The sequence below is a fragment of the Enterococcus sp. DIV0876 genome (assembly GCF_050529585.1).
Classification (GTDB): Bacteria; Bacillota; Bacilli; order Lactobacillales; family Enterococcaceae; genus Enterococcus_D.
Map to the genome: position 1 here is coordinate 2201641 of NZ_CP172882.1, position 14734 is coordinate 2216374.

30 protein-coding genes and 1 tRNA gene are annotated in these 14734 nt (G+C 36.8%); 6 read left to right on the forward strand and 25 right to left on the reverse strand.

Annotated features, from left to right (window positions below; translation table 11 throughout):
- Positions 1-41: 41 nt before the first annotated feature.
- From IGI41_RS10335 to IGI41_RS10445, 23 genes are all read right to left on the reverse strand, one after another.
- Positions 42-512 carry a hypothetical protein gene (locus IGI41_RS10335; RefSeq protein ID WP_430609704.1) on the reverse strand — a complete coding sequence of 157 codons (471 nt, stop codon included), beginning with the start codon at positions 510-512 and terminating at the stop codon, positions 42-44.
- Between the two features lie 68 nt (positions 513-580).
- Positions 581-736 (reverse strand): hypothetical protein, encoded by a 156-nt coding sequence (locus tag IGI41_RS10340; RefSeq protein WP_430609705.1) that lies wholly within the window; start codon positions 734-736, stop codon positions 581-583.
- A gap of 99 nt (positions 737-835) precedes the next feature.
- The gene (locus IGI41_RS10345) at positions 836-1054 is read right to left on the reverse strand and encodes a hypothetical protein (RefSeq protein ID WP_430609706.1); all 219 of its coding nucleotides are present in this window, start codon (positions 1052-1054) and stop codon (positions 836-838) included.
- Complete coding sequence (locus IGI41_RS10350; RefSeq protein ID WP_413128973.1) at positions 1041-1256, reverse strand: hypothetical protein; 216 nt, start codon at positions 1254-1256, stop codon at positions 1041-1043. Before IGI41_RS10350 ends, IGI41_RS10345 begins: the two co-directional genes overlap by 14 nt.
- A gap of 44 nt (positions 1257-1300) precedes the next feature.
- Entirely contained in the window at positions 1301-1459 is a 159-nt protein-coding gene (locus IGI41_RS10355) for a hypothetical protein (protein ID WP_430609707.1), read from the reverse strand.
- Entirely contained in the window at positions 1459-1716 is a 258-nt protein-coding gene (locus IGI41_RS10360) for a hypothetical protein (protein WP_430609708.1), read from the reverse strand. The genes IGI41_RS10355 and IGI41_RS10360 overlap by 1 nt, the downstream gene beginning before the upstream one ends.
- Positions 1717-1945: 229 nt before the next feature.
- Positions 1946-2419 (reverse strand): class I SAM-dependent methyltransferase, encoded by a 474-nt coding sequence (locus IGI41_RS10365; protein WP_430609709.1) that lies wholly within the window; start codon positions 2417-2419, stop codon positions 1946-1948.
- 1 nt (position 2420) lies between these two features.
- Positions 2421-2600: a hypothetical protein gene (locus tag IGI41_RS10370; protein WP_430609710.1), complete on the reverse strand. Its 180-nt coding sequence runs from the start codon at positions 2598-2600 to the stop codon at positions 2421-2423.
- A gap of 27 nt (positions 2601-2627) precedes the next feature.
- Complete coding sequence (locus IGI41_RS10375) at positions 2628-3494, reverse strand: DNA cytosine methyltransferase (protein WP_430609711.1); 867 nt, start codon at positions 3492-3494, stop codon at positions 2628-2630.
- A gap of 41 nt (positions 3495-3535) precedes the next feature.
- Positions 3536-3907 carry a hypothetical protein gene (locus IGI41_RS10380; RefSeq protein ID WP_430609712.1) on the reverse strand — a complete coding sequence of 124 codons (372 nt, stop codon included), beginning with the start codon at positions 3905-3907 and terminating at the stop codon, positions 3536-3538.
- Between the two features lie 96 nt (positions 3908-4003).
- On the reverse strand, positions 4004-4306 hold the full coding sequence (locus tag IGI41_RS10385) for a MazG-like family protein (RefSeq protein ID WP_430609714.1): 303 nt from the start codon (positions 4304-4306) through the stop codon (positions 4004-4006).
- Complete coding sequence (locus tag IGI41_RS10390; protein ID WP_430609716.1) at positions 4299-4637, reverse strand: hypothetical protein; 339 nt, start codon at positions 4635-4637, stop codon at positions 4299-4301. Before IGI41_RS10390 ends, IGI41_RS10385 begins: the two co-directional genes overlap by 8 nt.
- Positions 4638-4660: 23 nt before the next feature.
- On the reverse strand, positions 4661-4900 hold the full coding sequence (locus IGI41_RS10395) for a hypothetical protein (protein WP_430609717.1): 240 nt from the start codon (positions 4898-4900) through the stop codon (positions 4661-4663).
- Positions 4901-4905: 5 nt separating this feature from the next.
- Positions 4906-5406, reverse strand: coding sequence for a Holliday junction resolvase RecU (locus IGI41_RS10400; protein ID WP_430609718.1), 501 nt, complete (start codon positions 5404-5406; stop codon positions 4906-4908).
- Complete coding sequence (locus tag IGI41_RS10405; RefSeq protein ID WP_430609719.1) at positions 5381-5767, reverse strand: hypothetical protein; 387 nt, start codon at positions 5765-5767, stop codon at positions 5381-5383. The genes IGI41_RS10400 and IGI41_RS10405 overlap by 26 nt, the downstream gene beginning before the upstream one ends.
- 17 nt (positions 5768-5784) lie before the next feature.
- On the reverse strand, positions 5785-6609 hold the full coding sequence (locus IGI41_RS10410) for a rolling circle replication-associated protein (RefSeq protein WP_430609721.1): 825 nt from the start codon (positions 6607-6609) through the stop codon (positions 5785-5787).
- Between the two features lie 406 nt (positions 6610-7015).
- A complete protein-coding gene (locus IGI41_RS10415) occupies positions 7016-7309 on the reverse strand; it encodes a hypothetical protein (protein ID WP_430609723.1) in 294 nt (97 codons plus the stop codon).
- Positions 7302-7556 carry a hypothetical protein gene (locus tag IGI41_RS10420; protein WP_430609725.1) on the reverse strand — a complete coding sequence of 85 codons (255 nt, stop codon included), beginning with the start codon at positions 7554-7556 and terminating at the stop codon, positions 7302-7304. Before IGI41_RS10420 ends, IGI41_RS10415 begins: the two co-directional genes overlap by 8 nt.
- 134 nt (positions 7557-7690) lie before the next feature.
- Positions 7691-7936: a hypothetical protein gene (locus IGI41_RS10425; RefSeq protein ID WP_430609726.1), complete on the reverse strand. Its 246-nt coding sequence runs from the start codon at positions 7934-7936 to the stop codon at positions 7691-7693.
- Between the two features lie 43 nt (positions 7937-7979).
- Positions 7980-8162: a hypothetical protein gene (locus IGI41_RS10430; RefSeq protein ID WP_430609727.1), complete on the reverse strand. Its 183-nt coding sequence runs from the start codon at positions 8160-8162 to the stop codon at positions 7980-7982.
- A gap of 34 nt (positions 8163-8196) precedes the next feature.
- Entirely contained in the window at positions 8197-8391 is a 195-nt protein-coding gene (locus IGI41_RS10435; RefSeq protein ID WP_430609728.1) for a hypothetical protein, read from the reverse strand.
- 11 nt (positions 8392-8402) lie between these two features.
- Positions 8403-8729, reverse strand: coding sequence for a DUF771 domain-containing protein (locus IGI41_RS10440; protein WP_430609729.1), 327 nt, complete (start codon positions 8727-8729; stop codon positions 8403-8405).
- 16 nt (positions 8730-8745) lie between these two features.
- The gene (locus IGI41_RS10445) at positions 8746-9009 is read right to left on the reverse strand and encodes a helix-turn-helix transcriptional regulator (RefSeq protein ID WP_430609730.1); all 264 of its coding nucleotides are present in this window, start codon (positions 9007-9009) and stop codon (positions 8746-8748) included.
- A gap of 149 nt (positions 9010-9158) precedes the next feature.
- Here IGI41_RS10445 and IGI41_RS10450 point away from each other — a divergent pair, with 149 nt between their 5' ends.
- The 4 genes from IGI41_RS10450 to IGI41_RS10465 all read left to right on the forward strand — a co-directional run bounded on the left by IGI41_RS10450 (position 9159) and on the right by IGI41_RS10465 (position 12288).
- Positions 9159-9596 (forward strand): helix-turn-helix domain-containing protein, encoded by a 438-nt coding sequence (locus tag IGI41_RS10450; RefSeq protein WP_430609731.1) that lies wholly within the window; start codon positions 9159-9161, stop codon positions 9594-9596.
- Positions 9597-9604: 8 nt separating this feature from the next.
- Entirely contained in the window at positions 9605-10081 is a 477-nt protein-coding gene (locus tag IGI41_RS10455) for an ImmA/IrrE family metallo-endopeptidase (protein ID WP_430609732.1), read from the forward strand.
- Between the two features lie 88 nt (positions 10082-10169).
- On the forward strand, positions 10170-11051 hold the full coding sequence (locus tag IGI41_RS10460) for a hypothetical protein (protein ID WP_430609733.1): 882 nt from the start codon (positions 10170-10172) through the stop codon (positions 11049-11051).
- Positions 11052-11154: 103 nt separating this feature from the next.
- Positions 11155-12288: a tyrosine-type recombinase/integrase gene (locus tag IGI41_RS10465; protein ID WP_430609734.1), complete on the forward strand. Its 1134-nt coding sequence runs from the start codon at positions 11155-11157 to the stop codon at positions 12286-12288.
- Between the two features lie 142 nt (positions 12289-12430).
- Here the strand turns inward: IGI41_RS10465 and IGI41_RS10470 are convergent.
- A tRNA-Ser gene (locus IGI41_RS10470) sits at positions 12431-12518 on the reverse strand.
- A 151-nt stretch (positions 12519-12669) separates the two neighbouring features.
- Positions 12670-13236, reverse strand: coding sequence for a TetR/AcrR family transcriptional regulator (locus IGI41_RS10475; protein WP_430609735.1), 567 nt, complete (start codon positions 13234-13236; stop codon positions 12670-12672).
- Between the two features lie 270 nt (positions 13237-13506).
- Here IGI41_RS10475 and IGI41_RS10480 point away from each other — a divergent pair, with 270 nt between their 5' ends.
- Together IGI41_RS10480 and IGI41_RS10485 are read left to right on the forward strand one after the other, a co-directional pair.
- Positions 13507-14265, forward strand: coding sequence for a threonine/serine exporter family protein (locus tag IGI41_RS10480; RefSeq protein ID WP_430609736.1), 759 nt, complete (start codon positions 13507-13509; stop codon positions 14263-14265).
- On the forward strand, positions 14262-14720 hold the full coding sequence (locus tag IGI41_RS10485; RefSeq protein WP_430609737.1) for a threonine/serine exporter family protein: 459 nt from the start codon (positions 14262-14264) through the stop codon (positions 14718-14720). Before IGI41_RS10480 ends, IGI41_RS10485 begins: the two co-directional genes overlap by 4 nt.
- Positions 14721-14734 lie beyond the last annotated feature (14 nt).

The window sequence follows — 14734 nt, forward strand, 5'->3', positions numbered from 1 at the left end:
AGAAATATACACAGGCTTTGAGGTCGCATTTTGTGACAATGTCAAAACAAACTTAATTGATCCTGGTCTGCTGAATAGTAGTCCATTTCATCTTGTCTCTTCATGCGTTCCTCTCGTCTAGATTCGTACTCATCGACAAACGAAAGTGTCTTGCGGATCTCTGTGTGCCTCTTGCGAATGTATGACACGCTGTATCCTGTTTCGTCCGCTATGTCATATATGTCCATATCCTCGATGTATTTCAATTTGACTATTTTATTATCGGTGCCACTGAATGAATCGATTAGCTCTAACAATTCGGCTTTCTCACATTCAAGTAACGATATTTCCTTTTCGATTATTTCTATATTCTCTTCCAACGATGATGATCGTGAATTCTTTTCTAGGCGTACGTTTGCTAAGTCGCCATTGACCCATCGATCTAATTCCAATTTACTCTTGTTAAGATTCCATTTCATGAAGAGAATTTGTTCTTCCAAATCTTGGTAGTTTTTAAGCCATTGAAACCTCACAAACGCCACCCCTTTTATGGTAAAATAATCTTGTCGTAGGTCACTTACTCAAAAGGTAGTGGCTTTTTTTATTTGTCAAAATGAGCCGCATATCCATTTGCTTCATCCATAATTAAACTTTTTAAATCATTGCCAAGAACTTTCCTGTTTGCCGTCCCGTTAGTTTTGGCTTTCTCTTGCAGCCGACGCTTCTTCTTTTTCACTTTTGATTTAGTCTTTCCCAATAAAATCTTCCTCTCTTTTATCTATTGACTTACCTAGGATAATTCCAAAAAACACCAAGGTTACAAACCCTACAAACATCAATACTGCTAGTGTCATGATCACCCTCCACTCTCGATCGCTTCTCGCACTACTGGATCACGATAAAGCATTTTGTATTTTAGTTTCTCTTGCTGCAGCTGTTGTTCTAGCTGGTTGATCTGCTGTTGCTGGTCAATAATCGTATAGGATAGCCAACTCAAGCCAGCGATCGTTAGCAGTATTATGATGATGGATAGACTATCATTGATTTGCTTATTCCTGTTCTTAATCTTCGTCATCTATATATTGACCTTCTTCCAAAATACTATAAGCCGTAGTTCCATCTGCATTTTCAGTTTCTCCCAGACAGTCATCATCTAAAAAAGCAACATATCCTGTTGGATAGAGAGTTACGCAGTCTTTGTGATAATACTCATCATCCACTTCTATTACTTCATCATCCCATTTGAAATAGTCGGAACATGCTTTACATTTTTCCATAGTTACCTTATCCCTCCATTCATTTATCGCTGACGATTGCGGAATTACTTCTTCCGCTTTTTTGGTTTAGTCCGTTTGCTTTTTCTGATGAAAGTCGGATCTGGATTCCCGCCTCTATATAGATTAATTTGTGCCATATCTGAGTCCCAGTAGTGAAAAGCGTTCCTTCCCAATCCTGCAGCTGAGGCGATCTTTTTAGCCATCACTCTTCCTCCCGTTCCAAAGCCCATTGACTGAATACTTGTAGGACTTCTATTTCTTGTTTATAAGTCAATTCTTGGATACTAGGCACAATCCGTAGTTCACCAGGGTCTAAGCCAACGCTCAAATGCATAATTGCCTCAAATGGATACCAACCCATAAAATCATCTTTAGAATCGCACTTTTTCTTCAACCAATCCAACACAATCTGTTGATTCTCGTTGAGTTGCGGTTGCTTTGGCTCAAAATTTTCTAGCATTACAAATGGGCTAGTGCCCTGAACTTTTTCAATTGCGAACTTGCTACACTTACCAATTAATTTTTTGTTGTTATAAACTAAACTCACATTCATTCCTCGCTTTCTGCGGTTGACACATTTTGTTAAAAAAGGCAAAGTGTTAACATTGCACGTGTTGGTATAGTATTTTTTTGCTTTAAGTTGCAAAAATGACCTGTTTTTTGTAATTTGGTTGCAACGACACATTCTGCTATTTCGTCGGATAGTGGACTTGCTTGTTAAAAATAAGCCAGTGTGTTTGTGATCGCTTATTACCAAATAATGGACTGAACGGCTCTATGGCTTTAAGAACTTCTTTTAGCTTTACCTGGTTCTCATTCCACTTGAAAATAATGGTTCCATTCGGCTTAATAACTCTCATGCATTCAGCCATCCCGCACTTAATATCATCTGGCCAGTTATCTTTATCGAGCTGTCCATACTGACCTTTCATAATGGATTTTTGTCCTGCCCATTTCAGGTGTGGCGGATCAAAGACAACTAAATCATACGTGCAATCTTCAAAAGGCATATTCCTAAAATCTGCTACTATATCAGGCTTAACGTTTACTTTCTTGCCGTAAATTTCGTATTCTTCTTCTCGTATATCCATGTAAGTGGCAAAGCTGCATTCTTTATCAAACCAGAACAATCGGCTGCCGCAACATGCATCTAAAATTTTCATGCTAACCCTCCAGCTTCACAATTTCTCGCCGCTTCTTTTTAATTTTGCTCATTCTCTTGATACCAGTCGGCGTGCTATACCACAAAACAGTGTCAATCTTGATCTCTAGCCGTTTAGCTACTTCTTGCGGCGTTCCTTCAAAAACGAATTGATCTCGTTCATATACTCCATAAATTGCCAATTGGGCCACTCCTTTTTAAATCAATATCTAGCCGTTAAAATATATCTTCAATTGCTGACCTATCCAACGCCCCATGTCCACAGGTACTGCATTCCCTATTTGCCTATACGCATCATTTTCTGTGCCTTCAAATTTAAACCAGTCAGGAAACCCCTGGAGCCGTTGATACTCCAAAACAGTGTATGGTCGGATTCGGTTTCCGTCATCAACTAATCGAGTGCTGCGATCTTTAGCATAGTGCGCCACGCAAGTGGGAGCTTTACCTTTCCTTGTTGTTATTATAGGTTTATCCCGATATCCACCATTCAATCGCTTATAAACATATTCAGGTATATGAATATCTGGATTGTCTTCTAAAATATCTCCAACGGTCACAGGTATTTGATCAATAGCGAGCGGGTAGTCTAAATTATTAAATGGTTTTCTCGTGCCAATCACAATCAATCTCTTTCGCTCTTGCGGTAGCCACCAGTTAGCGTTGACTGGACATTCTACTCTGACATAGTAATCTGGCAGCTTAGTCATACACTCCATTACTACTTGAAATTTGCGCATCCCTGGAACGTTCTCAATTACATACGCTTCGGGCTTTGCTAAAGCTATATGCCTAAAGAAATGTAAGAATAAATCATCACCCGTTCTTGTTCCGCTGATATCGGCAATATTCGAATATCTTGTACAAGGAAAAGTACCGATATAAACATCCGCATCTTGTTGATCCAAAACGGTGATTTGAGTTATATCACTTTGATTAATCGTGTGTTCAAAATTATTTTTCAGTGTTCCCACGGCTTTCGAATCTATTTCATATGATTCAAGAATATGGATTCCAGCCTCAATCATTCCTAGATCCATACCGCCTGCACCGCTAAAGTAACTTTTTGCCGTAATCAATTCATCACTCCTTCAGTTGGTTATTGTGGTGGATAGTGGAATTAATTGAGTAAATCAATCATTTCCTTGAGGTGTTCTTTAGTGATATAAACGCTGGTATGTTCGTCAGTTTTTTCATCGGTTATCATCAACAAATTGTTTTCCCCATCTGTGTGTAGTGTTAAAGTCCCACCATCAACTCCATTAAAATCTTCAAGTATAAATATCTGTTCCATTTGATTTTCCTCTTTTCTTAATTTTTGTATTTCTGTCGTTAATGGCATTTCTTCCCATTTCAAAACAACGTCACTCTTTTTTACTTCTGTTCCATCAATGTCTCTCCAAACGTGATCAACGGTTCCATCTTCTTGGTCAATCATTACTAGCCTTAGTGGGGAACCCATTTCGTCAAATTGAATTACATTTGATCTCATAACTATCTTTGATACGAACTTTTGTGATCTGCGTTTGTTAAAAAAGTTATTGAACATCGTATCCACCTCATTCCGTAATCTCTTCCGATTACTGACTTACTTTAAGTCGCTAGATTTAACGAAAACACCATTGACCATCTTCCCAGTCCGCCCTTTGATCTCGTCATAAGCAAAATTAAGACATTCATATAGATCCATATCGTTCTGCATCGCCAAGATTATTAACGTAACTACGACATCGCCAATACCATCACGCAAAGAATCTCGATTGTCTCTTGCTAAAGCTGCCGCTACTTCTCCTACCTCTTCAACGACTTTCAGCATTTGTTTGCTAGATTCGGCTTTATCCAAGCCTTTACTTTTTGCCCATTGTTCTACTGATTCAACTAATTCATTCATTCTGTTTCCTCCAATCCTTATATCGATATTTCCGACCTTGTTTGTCCGGGGTTCCTTTTCGTAATAGATCAGTCAATGTACCTTTTGCTTTTTTGCATTTTTTAGCAACGTCCGTTCGTGTTCCGGAGTAAATGACTTCCCCCTTATATAAAACTTCTACTATTCGAAAACGAAGATCATCGCTTTTCCAAAGTTCAGCACGCAGCTTATCTCGTTCTTCACGCATTGATGGGCTTATTTCCTGATTGTTTAATTGAGTTAAATACAAAAGCCTTTGTAATTTCAAGACACGTTCTTGCCGTCGAGCTCTAGTAGATTCTTCCTGCTTCATCAAGATCCTCCTTTAGATTTCGCTTATTTCAACACATACTCATAGGGCTCCCATTTTTTATTACCTAACAGCCTGTAGTATTTACCGCTTTTCGCAATTAAAAAGTTATACTCAATCCCCTCTTTAGGGTCAAAACACTTTGCTAAGTATTGATCTTTATTTTTAGGATTTGTGGTAAATGCCTCCCACTGCCATCCTCTTGCATTACAAAATAAGTCAAATAGTATCCGGGCATCTTTAAAAGCACTCACTGGATTATCCATTTAAATCACCACGCTGACTTATTAAGGAAATCAATGTAACCTGGTGTAGCAACTTGATATTCTGATAGCTCTTCTTCAAGAATGTATTGACGGCCATATCTTGCCTTCATGTTTTGCCAATCACTCCAAGGAATGAAACCAACAGTCTTTTTAATCATGCAGCAGACTCCTGTCACTGCTCCTAATTCACTGTGAATATCTAAGCAAATTGCTTGATGATCAGTAATCACTTTTTTATTTATCCTATCTTTAGTGGTCATTTTTGCTTCAAAAACGATTGCTTGCCCGTTTGCAAGAGTTCCTTTGTAATCTGGTTGAGCCTTGCCTGTGGGATAAACAGTCATGGTACCATCACTATTTATTTTCTTAACTCGAAACGGTTCTGGTGTCTTTTCAATCATCGCGATATCTTTGTTTTTATAATACAAACATGCTTGATCAATCAGATTTTCAAATAATCTACCTTGGTCATTGCTTTGTCTATTTCTCCAATTTTTGGTATACATCGCTTCTACCTTCTTCCTGCACTTTTTTAACTAAATCCCCCAAGAACCTATCTCGATCATTTTCACCGTATTGACGGATTGAACGTTCAAAGATACGATCGTATTTTTCTTTTTCTGCTAAACAGCTGAATCTTTCACTCTTTCTCATCCCGAAAAAGAAAACGCCTGTCATACTGTCGATTTCTGCTTTTGTAACAAACCTGATACATCTTTCATCAGAAAATATTTCTGATTTTTTTACACTAGCAGAAAATTTCCCTCTCAATGCTGAATCTATATTGATGATCAGCATCATCTCCTGCATCATGAAAATTTTGTCTTTATTGTCATAACAAGCTACTAAATAATTTTTCGTTTTCAATTTTCTTCCTCCTCATGTTAACCATCATCATTCCTGAATAACTCAATTTTGAAATACCATCCACGATCTTCATCGTAGAGTTTTACTATTTCACCTAAAATTCTGTAATCAGGGAATCTCTTCATGATCTCTTCTGCTCCATCATCATTAGACATGCCCAATTTGTGTAATTTTCTAAAGGACCAATAGTTGTCATTCGTGGTCTCATGCGGCTCTTTCAAATTTCTGCTCTTTGACCAGCGCTTCTGCCCTTTTTTCCACTGACGGTTTTCCCACTTCTCTTGGCCAGTAAGGTAATTGACTAGGCCTTGCATTCCATCTGAATCAAATTGGATGTTCTGGACTTGACGTCGTCCAAGAGGTTCTTTCTTCTTCCCTCGCCCTTTAGACCACAAACTTTCAATATCATCTCTTGATGGGCCATTATTTAAAACGATATGATGATGGATCCTGGTGATATACCCTACCTCTTCATCATATTGATAAGACGTAAACCACATGTACTTTAATTCAATGCCTTCTTTTACATATAGGCGCTTTAATTTTTTCAAAGTATTCTCTTGATCACGTTTAGCATCAGCTGGCTTTTCTGGCAGATGTTTGTTTGAATAGGTAAATGTCGCATAGTAATCTGATTTACCAAAATTGGCATACAAAAATAAGGCAGCTTTTCTCTTGCTCTGTGCCTGGTTCCATCTTGCTTGGGATAACCCAGTTACTTTCTTCCGCCTACCTCTTGATTCTTTGCATGATCTTTCTTGTTCAAACGTTCTGCTATAAAGTCTTATCTCTTTATATGGTCCAGCTTCAACTCTTCTCTCTCTAACAAATGACTTATTCATAACACACCTCAGATTTTACTTTGTCCGTTAAGTTAGTATCTAATACAAGGACGATAAAACGCCGAAATATCAGCGTTTCTTTGCAAAAAATGTCTGAGGATGATATAATTATCTTGTCGGAGATAAGTTATATCATTCTCAGGAGCCGCCTTTATTGGTGGCTTTTTTATTGTTCCGAAAACTGAAAAAGAACCTTTTCTTCCGTTGGTTTTCCAAGATGAAAGACATGATGATAAAATGTCCTTCCGCGTAATTGGAATGTTTCAACTCTGCCTCTTTCAGTTTTCGCTTCGATACTGTATACATAGTTCTCTCCACGTTTCCTCATACGAACCTGCATAACAACTGCAGGCATATCTTCTAAATACTTGATTGCTTTTGACAGCATTCACTTCACCTGCAGCCTTCATTCGTTTTCAAACAAATTAATCTGACCGGAATTGTTCACATCGATTGGGTAGATCACTGGCTCTAAAGTACGTTTAGGCAAACTATGATTTGATTCGCCAGTAATCGTGATACCTCTATGATCACTAGTGATTTCGATACCCAACTTAATATTTAGTGAACGCTTTGCTTCAATATCTTTTTGAGAATCTTGCAGATCAGCAGTGATCGTTTTGACTTCTGCATCTAAAAGACTGGCAACTTTGGCCATCAATTTATCGGATAAAAGCAGCGCCAATTTATCATTATTCATATTGAATCCCTCCCTTTAGGACTAAGTCTGGCAACAGTACTGGAATAGCTGTTTGCAATTTTTGATACTGATCATCAGATAAAATAAAGTACATCGCAATTGTTGGTGCTTCATCGCTGTCGAATGATAAGTTTTCTACCTCACAACTTGATTCGAATTTATTCCAAATGATAGATTTTATCTTTTGTGTATATGGTTTGATGTAACTAATCTTGGTAGCGAAAATAATTTTTCTTTCTTTAAACATCTATCTATCCTCCAATCATTAGTGAAAACACAATAAACAGTAGAACACCATTAAGAAACAAACTCACATAAGCAATGCCTTGTAGCTGACGAGCCTTGTAAAGTGGATTGTTGTGCAGCGTTGCTAACCATTTTTTATTCATTTAAACTTTCCTTTCTTTGATATAGTTTCTGCTCGTCGATTTTCGAGGATAATTCTATGCTCAAAATTTCAATGAGCTTGTTTTTAGTGATATTGAACTTGTACTTTTCAGAACTGAAAAACCTTTTGATATCAACAATCCTGACGCCTTCCAACTCTGCAATAATTTCCGCAACTTCTGCATCGATTAGTGCTGAAGCTTCTTCAATCCGTTCTCTAGCTTTTTCAATACTCTCCATATCTCTAGCTCTTTCAATACTCCTCATATTTTTCACCTCGATTTTATTTAGGGAATGGTTTTGTAACCAAAGGTCCACGTCCGTAATTTTTAATGGATGCTTTTAACTCTTTGATGCCCTTTTCAATTTGAAATCTAGTGGTCTTATCTTTTGTGTTGCGAAGGGCACGTCTCATAGCGGTAAGTTCCCGATTATTTTGGATGCTTTCTTTTTGCAATTTATTCATGTTGTTTATCTCCTCTTCGTTTTTATAATTTTTGTCATGCGTTGCTAAGTTTTCGTTTCAATCGATTCGTGTAAAGTAATTCCTGGCACATTTCCAATTCTCGTTCCACCTGATCTCTTTGTTTTTCACTTAGATAACCTTTTTTGTCGTTTAATTCATCGTTTAACGCTCGAACTTTTTCTTGGCCCCATTCTTGAATAGTTTTTTCTTGGTCTAATGTATAATCCATTTGGCTACCTCTCAATCCGACATAATACTTGTCCAATTTTCCTGCAAATATTTTGCCATTTCTAAAGCGTTAAATTTCCAAGGAAATCCTTTTCCTTTGGAATATCGAACAAATCCACCATTTCGAACATCCAAAATTTCTCTGTTTGGATAAAGAATTTTTTCTTTTATCCAATCTTCATCAGTCGTTTTCAGCTGTTCCTTAAGATCACCCATGGTCCATGTTTTCCCCATCAAATCTTTTTTCTTCAATGACTCGTACTCCTCAACTTCAACAACTTTTAAATGTGATGGTATTAAAATTTGAATTGGCGTTTGGATTTCAATTGTCTGAGACATCATTGCACCTCCATTCTTAATTTTTTTGTTTACTTTTGAATGTCAAAATAATCGATTTCTTCTTATCTTGTTCGTGTACGAAATTTTCGTATTCGTTACCTAAAAAAATTTCATCATACTTAACGCTGAAAGCATCAATATATTTCCTCAGCAAGCTATCTTTTATTTTGGAAGAATCTTTTTCCATATTTTGGATAGTTCTAGAAGTAACATCAAAAAGTTCGGCTAGTTCTTCCTGAGTCAAACCATGCATCACTCTTAGCTCTTTTAAGGTCTTCATTCAACTTCCTCCTCATAGATTTATTTTTGATGAGTCAAATATAATACGATTTTTTCGTATTGTCAACAAACAAATTCGTAATTTTCGTATTTATATATTTACTTTGATTCGATTTTTTCGTATAATATGAAATATAAAGAGGTGACAACATGGATGATAAACAAAGGAATATCATTATTGCAGCAAACATAAAAAGTTTTATTAAAAAAAATAATATAACCCAAAAAAAGTTGGCTAAAGAAATTGGAATTTCTCCATCTACTATGAGTGACTATATGAATTTGCGCTCTAATCCATCTCATGGGGTTATCCAAAAAATTGCCGATTATTTTGGGATTATGAAAAGTGATATCGACACCACTTACAAAGAAAACAAGTCTTCGATAGATTCTATATACAGTCAATTAAATATTGATCGTCAAAAAAAAGTATATGATTTTGCTCAAAACGAACTCAAAGAACAGAAAAAAGACTTATTCACAATCGCAGCTCACTCTGACGATCCCAATAGGAAGTTAACTGAAAAAGAATTTGATGATCTAAATAGATATCTTGATGAAGCAGATAAAAAATTTGATGATAAGTAGGGTTGTGGATGAATGATTTTGAAAATTTATTAGACAAAGTTATGACCGAAGTTCCGGTTATCGAATTACCACTTGAAAACGATACTGGTTTTACCGGTCTTTATAGAAACAATCGAATCTACCTGGATAAAACAAAATCGAATAGAAAAAAGAAAGTTGTTTTGGCTGAGGAATTTGGTCACTACAAACTAACAGTTGGAAATATTATTGATTATAATGATCCTGGTGCTTGGAAGGAGGAATGGAAGGCAAGACGATTTGGCATTGAACTGTTGATTTCATTAGATGACTTGTTGGATTGCGCATTAAATGGTTGTAATAATATATATGAATGCAGCGAACATTTAGACGTTACCCCAGACTTTTTTGAAGATACTCTCCACCATTATTCTAATAAATATGGCAGATATCATTATCATCGCAACTTCAAATTCACGTTTGATAATGAGTTTATTTCTGTTCAACAAATGAAAATTTATGGATAAAAAAATCTTTTGGAAGTGCCAGCTTCCAAAAGATCTGCTCATTTCTGAGTCTTTATAAATATATTATATCAAAGAAATGAGGAAAATAATGAAGAGAATAGTTTTTGGATTGCTATTTAGCACTTTATTTTTTGTTGGGTGCAAAACTGAAAAACCTTCCGCTAATACAAGTGAGAGTAGCGCTACATCTACTGTTATATCAAGTAATGAAGAAAAATTTGAATTTAGTGTCTACCAACCACAACATCACTTGGAAAACAATAACTTCAATTTATCTGGCAAAGCTGACCCTGGGACTATAATTACTGTAATGAAGGATAGTGAAGTAGTAAAAGAGATAGAACCGACTGCCTCTGGCTCTTTTAGTATGACAGCTTCACTACCAGAAACTGAAGATACTACATACAAAGTGTCTGATGGGACTGACACGAAAACAGTGATTGTGAAATCTAAGACAACCTTAGAAAAATTAGCTGCTGATATAGAAGCTAAACGTAAAGAACAAGATAGTGAGGAAGCTGAAGCTGATAAGAGTACTGCTGTTGAGCAAAACCAGAAAAATGATGAAACAACCGAAAGTAATTTAGTTACAACAGGCTTGCTTGACTACCAAGAAGAAGGTATGGATAACGCATCAGCAAATCCTGCAGAACCTGGAGCAATGCTTTATGATAAAACTGAATCTAAATTTAAGGGTATGAACTACTATTTTGAAGGTGAAATAGTTGGTGAAATAAACTTAGAAAACGTTAGTGATGGCAACGCTTGGTTAGTTAAGAATGAAAATGGTTATGTAATGCCTGTTGAATATTATTATTTTTCAGCTAATAAAGGCGATTCGGTAAAAGTTTGGGGAACTCTTTCTGGACTTGGCTATTCAAGCAAAGATTTTGGAGTAGACAATGTAGTAGGAGTTGCTGGATCAATGCATGCTCTTGCTGTAGAAATAAACGGTAATATGGAATACTAAAAAAACACGCCCCTCAAGTTTGGCTACCAGAGAGCGTGCTAAGCAATAAACAATTAGGCTTATTTGCTATGCCTATTGTAACAAAACTAAGGAGTTGAGGCAATTGGCTAGTATACAAAAAAAAGACAACGGTTGGCAATATAGAGTCTCATACAAAGACACAACAGGTAAATATCGGACTAAAACACAAGGTAAGTTTTCTACTAAAAAAGAAGCTTATTTAGCTGCTACTGCAATCGAGAAAAAATTATCGGAGGGTTTCAAAGTATCTGATGGCGATCAAGAGTTTCCCGTTTATTTTAGAGAATGGTATGAAATTTACAGAAAAGGGAAATATTCTAAGGCTAACGATATCGATATTGAGAAATCTATTAAATTTGCTGAGGCTAATTTTAAAGGAATCAAGCTAAAAGATTTAAACAGAAAAATCTATCAGAAAAAACTAAATGAGTTTGCTGCTACTCGAAGAAGCTCTACAGTGTCTAAAATTCATATTTATATGAAAGCAGCTATTCAAGATGCTTTGCAGGAAGGGATTATAGTTAAAGATCCAACTTACAAAGTTTCTTCTCGCGGCGGTGTCTCAGACAAATCAGATCGCGACAAATTCCTAAGTTATAATGAAACCAAGTTACTTACAAATTCTTTAATTTCTGGAATCAAACCAACCTATGTATCTCGTTATATGATCTTATTAGGAATCGCCACAGGAATGCGTTATGCTGAAATTTTAGGGTTGACTTGGAATTGTGTGGATTTTAAAGAAAAAACAGTGCGTGTTGAAAAAACGTGGGACTATGTTTATACACATGATTTTTCGAATACAAAAAATTACCAATCAATGCGCTTGATTACAATTGATGATTTTACTTTAGATCTGTTACGACAATTGAAGAAGCACCAAAGAGAATATTATTTTGGCAGAGTGCTGAAGAATAATAAAAATCTTGTTTTTTTAAATGATGATATGGAATTGATCTCCAACTCCGCAGTAAACAAAACACTAAAGAAACATCAAAAGAAAATTGGAATTGTTCAACCGATTAATTTCCATGGTCTTCGACATACACATGCATCAATACTTATTTACCAAGGTGTTAATTTAAAATACGTTTCTAGACGTTTAGGTCATAAAAAAATTGAAACTACGTTAGGTATTTATCAACATATTCTTGACGAAATGGAACAAAAAGAGTCTCAAATCGTCAGTACGACAATGGGTGAGCTATTTGCTTAAATGCAAAATCTCGTGCAAAATTCGTGCAAAATGATTCTATTTTCTCTAGTTTTCTTCCACTTTCTTCTATTTTAAAAATCACAAGAACCCTTGATATATAAGCATTCCTTATATAATCAAGGGTTCTTCTGGTTTCTTCATAAGGAGAGTACAGGATTTGAACCTGCGCGCCGGGATGAACCGGGTCGGCGGATTTCGAGTCCGCTGCATTACCACTCTGCCAACTCTCCATAACAGTTATTTTCGCTATTTTCATCAAAAAAGTCAAGGGTAATTTTAAATGAACGTATCTGCTTTTGTATTTTAAAATGCAAAAAACCGTTATCAATAGCGGTCCAATAAAGCAGGACAGATAACGGTTACCTATCATCGATAGAACATTTAGTTAAAAATATATGTATCTGTTTTCGCTAAAACACCTTGAATCGTTTCATTGATCACCTTGATTATTTGTTCATCAGAAGGGGCGATGATGCCAGCTGACATTAGAGAAGCTACACCGGTAACCACGATCCATGCACCATTATGCAGTGCCTCTACAGCATCTTCAGAAATATCTTGATACTTAGGTTCTGATTGAATCAATGATTTGAAGTAGCCAGATGAAAATTCATGCATCATTTCCCCACCGCCATAGTCATCGATAAAAAGGGCGATATAAAGATTATGCTTTTCTTGCGCGAAATGAATGTAGTTCAAACCTAGATCAACAAGTTTATCACCAGTTCGGACAACTGGAAAAACGTTCTCTGATAAATCTTTGAAAACAGCTTCAACCAATGTGTTCTTTAAGTCCTGCATATTGTTGAACTCTAAATAGATTGGTTGTGTAGAAATCCCCATGTGTTTTGCGATATTTCGAGCCGTAAAATTACCGAATCCCTCTTTGTTGATCAATTCGTACGCGGCCTTCAAAATGTGTTCTCTTGTATAGACCTTCCTTCGCATCAAAAAATCCCCCTTTTTTTCTTTATTCAATTGTACATGAGAAATAGAAATAATTAAAATGAAACACATTATTAGTTATCTTATCCATAACTATAGGAAATTTTATCGGACAAACCAACGAAAAAAAGCAAAAATGCTTTTATTCACTTCACGTGCTCTGCTCTGATGAGCCTGCAGGTATGTTTCGTTCTTGTTCTATCAAGAAAGTCATTGTACACTAAGAAAGATAGATGATACTTGTTGCAAAACGAGTGATAAAGGAGCTTAGCGATGGTGGAATCAAAAGAATTATTGTTGGAAACATGCCTGTTGGCAGGAAAAATCATGATGGAAAACGGCTCAGAAGTCTACCGAGTAGAAGACACGATGAATCGAATTGCTGCGAACTCCGGTGAAGCAGGCAGCATTAGTTATGTCACTGCAACGGGTATTTTTATGGGCTTGCGCAGCAGTCATTATGCACAAGTTGAAAATGTCCATGATCGTGTGATCAACTTAGAAAAAATCGTTGCAGTCAATCGGCTGTCACGAGAATATGCAGCCCAATCATTGTCGCTTTCTGAATTGCATCACGCGTTAAAAGCAGTCAACCAAACAACACCTAGCTTCTCAATGCCGCTTCAAGTACTGAGCGCTGGGATCGTCAGCAGTACCTTGATGATCATTTTTGGCGGTATTTGGTTTGACTTTATCCCGACATTTTTGATTGGGAGTATCGGTTTTTTGATTGCCATTTGGGTCAAAAAAAGTATTGATATTCGTTTTTTGGATATGTTTTGTGCTGCATTGGTAATTGGCAGCTTGTCGATTCTTTTCGTTCATTTTCAACTCGCCTCCAATGTCGACAATTTGATCATAGGTGCTGTCATGCCATTAGTCCCTGGGGTGGCGATCACCAATTCTTTTCGTGATATTTTGGCTGGCCATCTGATCAGCGGTATGGCCAGAGGCACAGAAGCCATCTTCACGGCTGCTGCGATTGGCGTCGGTATCGCGACGATTTTTACATTAGTAGGAGGGATCTCATGACGATCTTGGTCCATGCTACCTTTAGTTTCTTTAGTACTGTCGCCTTTGGGATACTGACAAATATACCGAAACGGGCATTGTTGGCGACAGGTGCAGCAGGAACGATTGGCTGGATGATTTATTGGGGATTACAACAGCAAGGTTACGGTATTGGCAGCGCAAATTTTTTGGCCGCATTGGCCGTTGGTTGTGTCAGTATCTTTTTTTCTAGAAGAAAAAAAATGCCGATGATCATCTTCAATATTCCTAGTTTGGTTCCTTTAGTGCCGGGTGGGCCAGCTTATCAAGCGGTGAGAGAATTTGCATTAGGTGATAATTTTGTCGGTCTTGAAAATTTGATGGTTGTCGTGATCACAGCAGGTGCACTCGCGGGAGGCTTTATGATGACGAATGTTGTTGAGAAGCTGCTGATGCATTGGCAAACAAAACGAATGACCAGACGCGAGCTGAAGTAAAAGTTTATAAATTA

Bases quoted from the DNA above. Each gene is read 5' to 3' on its own strand.
- IGI41_RS10345 (WP_430609706.1), bottom strand. From the start codon at position 1,054: ATGACGAAGATTAAGAACAGGAATAAGCAAATCAATGATAGTCTATCC.
- IGI41_RS10350 (WP_413128973.1), bottom strand. From the start codon at position 1,256: ATGGAAAAATGTAAAGCATGTTCCGACTATTTCAAATGGGATGATGAA.
- IGI41_RS10355 (WP_430609707.1), bottom strand. From the start codon at position 1,459: ATGGCTAAAAAGATCGCCTCAGCTGCAGGATTGGGAAGGAACGCTTTT.
- IGI41_RS10360 (WP_430609708.1), bottom strand. From the start codon at position 1,716: ATGCTAGAAAATTTTGAGCCAAAGCAACCGCAACTCAACGAGAATCAA.
- IGI41_RS10365 (WP_430609709.1), bottom strand. From the start codon at position 2,419: ATGAAAATTTTAGATGCATGTTGCGGCAGCCGATTGTTCTGGTTTGAT.
- IGI41_RS10380 (WP_430609712.1), bottom strand. From the start codon at position 3,907: ATGAGATCAAATGTAATTCAATTTGACGAAATGGGTTCCCCACTAAGG.
- IGI41_RS10385 (WP_430609714.1), bottom strand. From the start codon at position 4,306: ATGAATGAATTAGTTGAATCAGTAGAACAATGGGCAAAAAGTAAAGGC.
- IGI41_RS10390 (WP_430609716.1), bottom strand. From the start codon at position 4,637: ATGAAGCAGGAAGAATCTACTAGAGCTCGACGGCAAGAACGTGTCTTG.
- IGI41_RS10395 (WP_430609717.1), bottom strand. From the start codon at position 4,900: ATGGATAATCCAGTGAGTGCTTTTAAAGATGCCCGGATACTATTTGAC.
- IGI41_RS10400 (WP_430609718.1), bottom strand. From the start codon at position 5,406: ATGTATACCAAAAATTGGAGAAATAGACAAAGCAATGACCAAGGTAGA.
- IGI41_RS10410 (WP_430609721.1), bottom strand. From the start codon at position 6,609: ATGAATAAGTCATTTGTTAGAGAGAGAAGAGTTGAAGCTGGACCATAT.
- IGI41_RS10415 (WP_430609723.1), bottom strand. From the start codon at position 7,309: ATGAATAATGATAAATTGGCGCTGCTTTTATCCGATAAATTGATGGCC.
- IGI41_RS10420 (WP_430609725.1), bottom strand. From the start codon at position 7,556: ATGTTTAAAGAAAGAAAAATTATTTTCGCTACCAAGATTAGTTACATC.
- IGI41_RS10425 (WP_430609726.1), bottom strand. From the start codon at position 7,936: ATGGAGAGTATTGAAAAAGCTAGAGAACGGATTGAAGAAGCTTCAGCA.
- IGI41_RS10430 (WP_430609727.1), bottom strand. From the start codon at position 8,162: ATGAATAAATTGCAAAAAGAAAGCATCCAAAATAATCGGGAACTTACC.
- IGI41_RS10435 (WP_430609728.1), bottom strand. From the start codon at position 8,391: ATGGATTATACATTAGACCAAGAAAAAACTATTCAAGAATGGGGCCAA.
- IGI41_RS10440 (WP_430609729.1), bottom strand. From the start codon at position 8,729: ATGTCTCAGACAATTGAAATCCAAACGCCAATTCAAATTTTAATACCA.
- IGI41_RS10445 (WP_430609730.1), bottom strand. From the start codon at position 9,009: ATGAAGACCTTAAAAGAGCTAAGAGTGATGCATGGTTTGACTCAGGAA.
- IGI41_RS10450 (WP_430609731.1), top strand. From the start codon at position 9,159: ATGGATGATAAACAAAGGAATATCATTATTGCAGCAAACATAAAAAGT.
- IGI41_RS10455 (WP_430609732.1), top strand. From the start codon at position 9,605: ATGAATGATTTTGAAAATTTATTAGACAAAGTTATGACCGAAGTTCCG.
- IGI41_RS10460 (WP_430609733.1), top strand. From the start codon at position 10,170: ATGAAGAGAATAGTTTTTGGATTGCTATTTAGCACTTTATTTTTTGTT.
- IGI41_RS10475 (WP_430609735.1), bottom strand. From the start codon at position 13,236: ATGCGAAGGAAGGTCTATACAAGAGAACACATTTTGAAGGCCGCGTAC.
- IGI41_RS10480 (WP_430609736.1), top strand. From the start codon at position 13,507: ATGGTGGAATCAAAAGAATTATTGTTGGAAACATGCCTGTTGGCAGGA.
- IGI41_RS10485 (WP_430609737.1), top strand. From the start codon at position 14,262: ATGACGATCTTGGTCCATGCTACCTTTAGTTTCTTTAGTACTGTCGCC.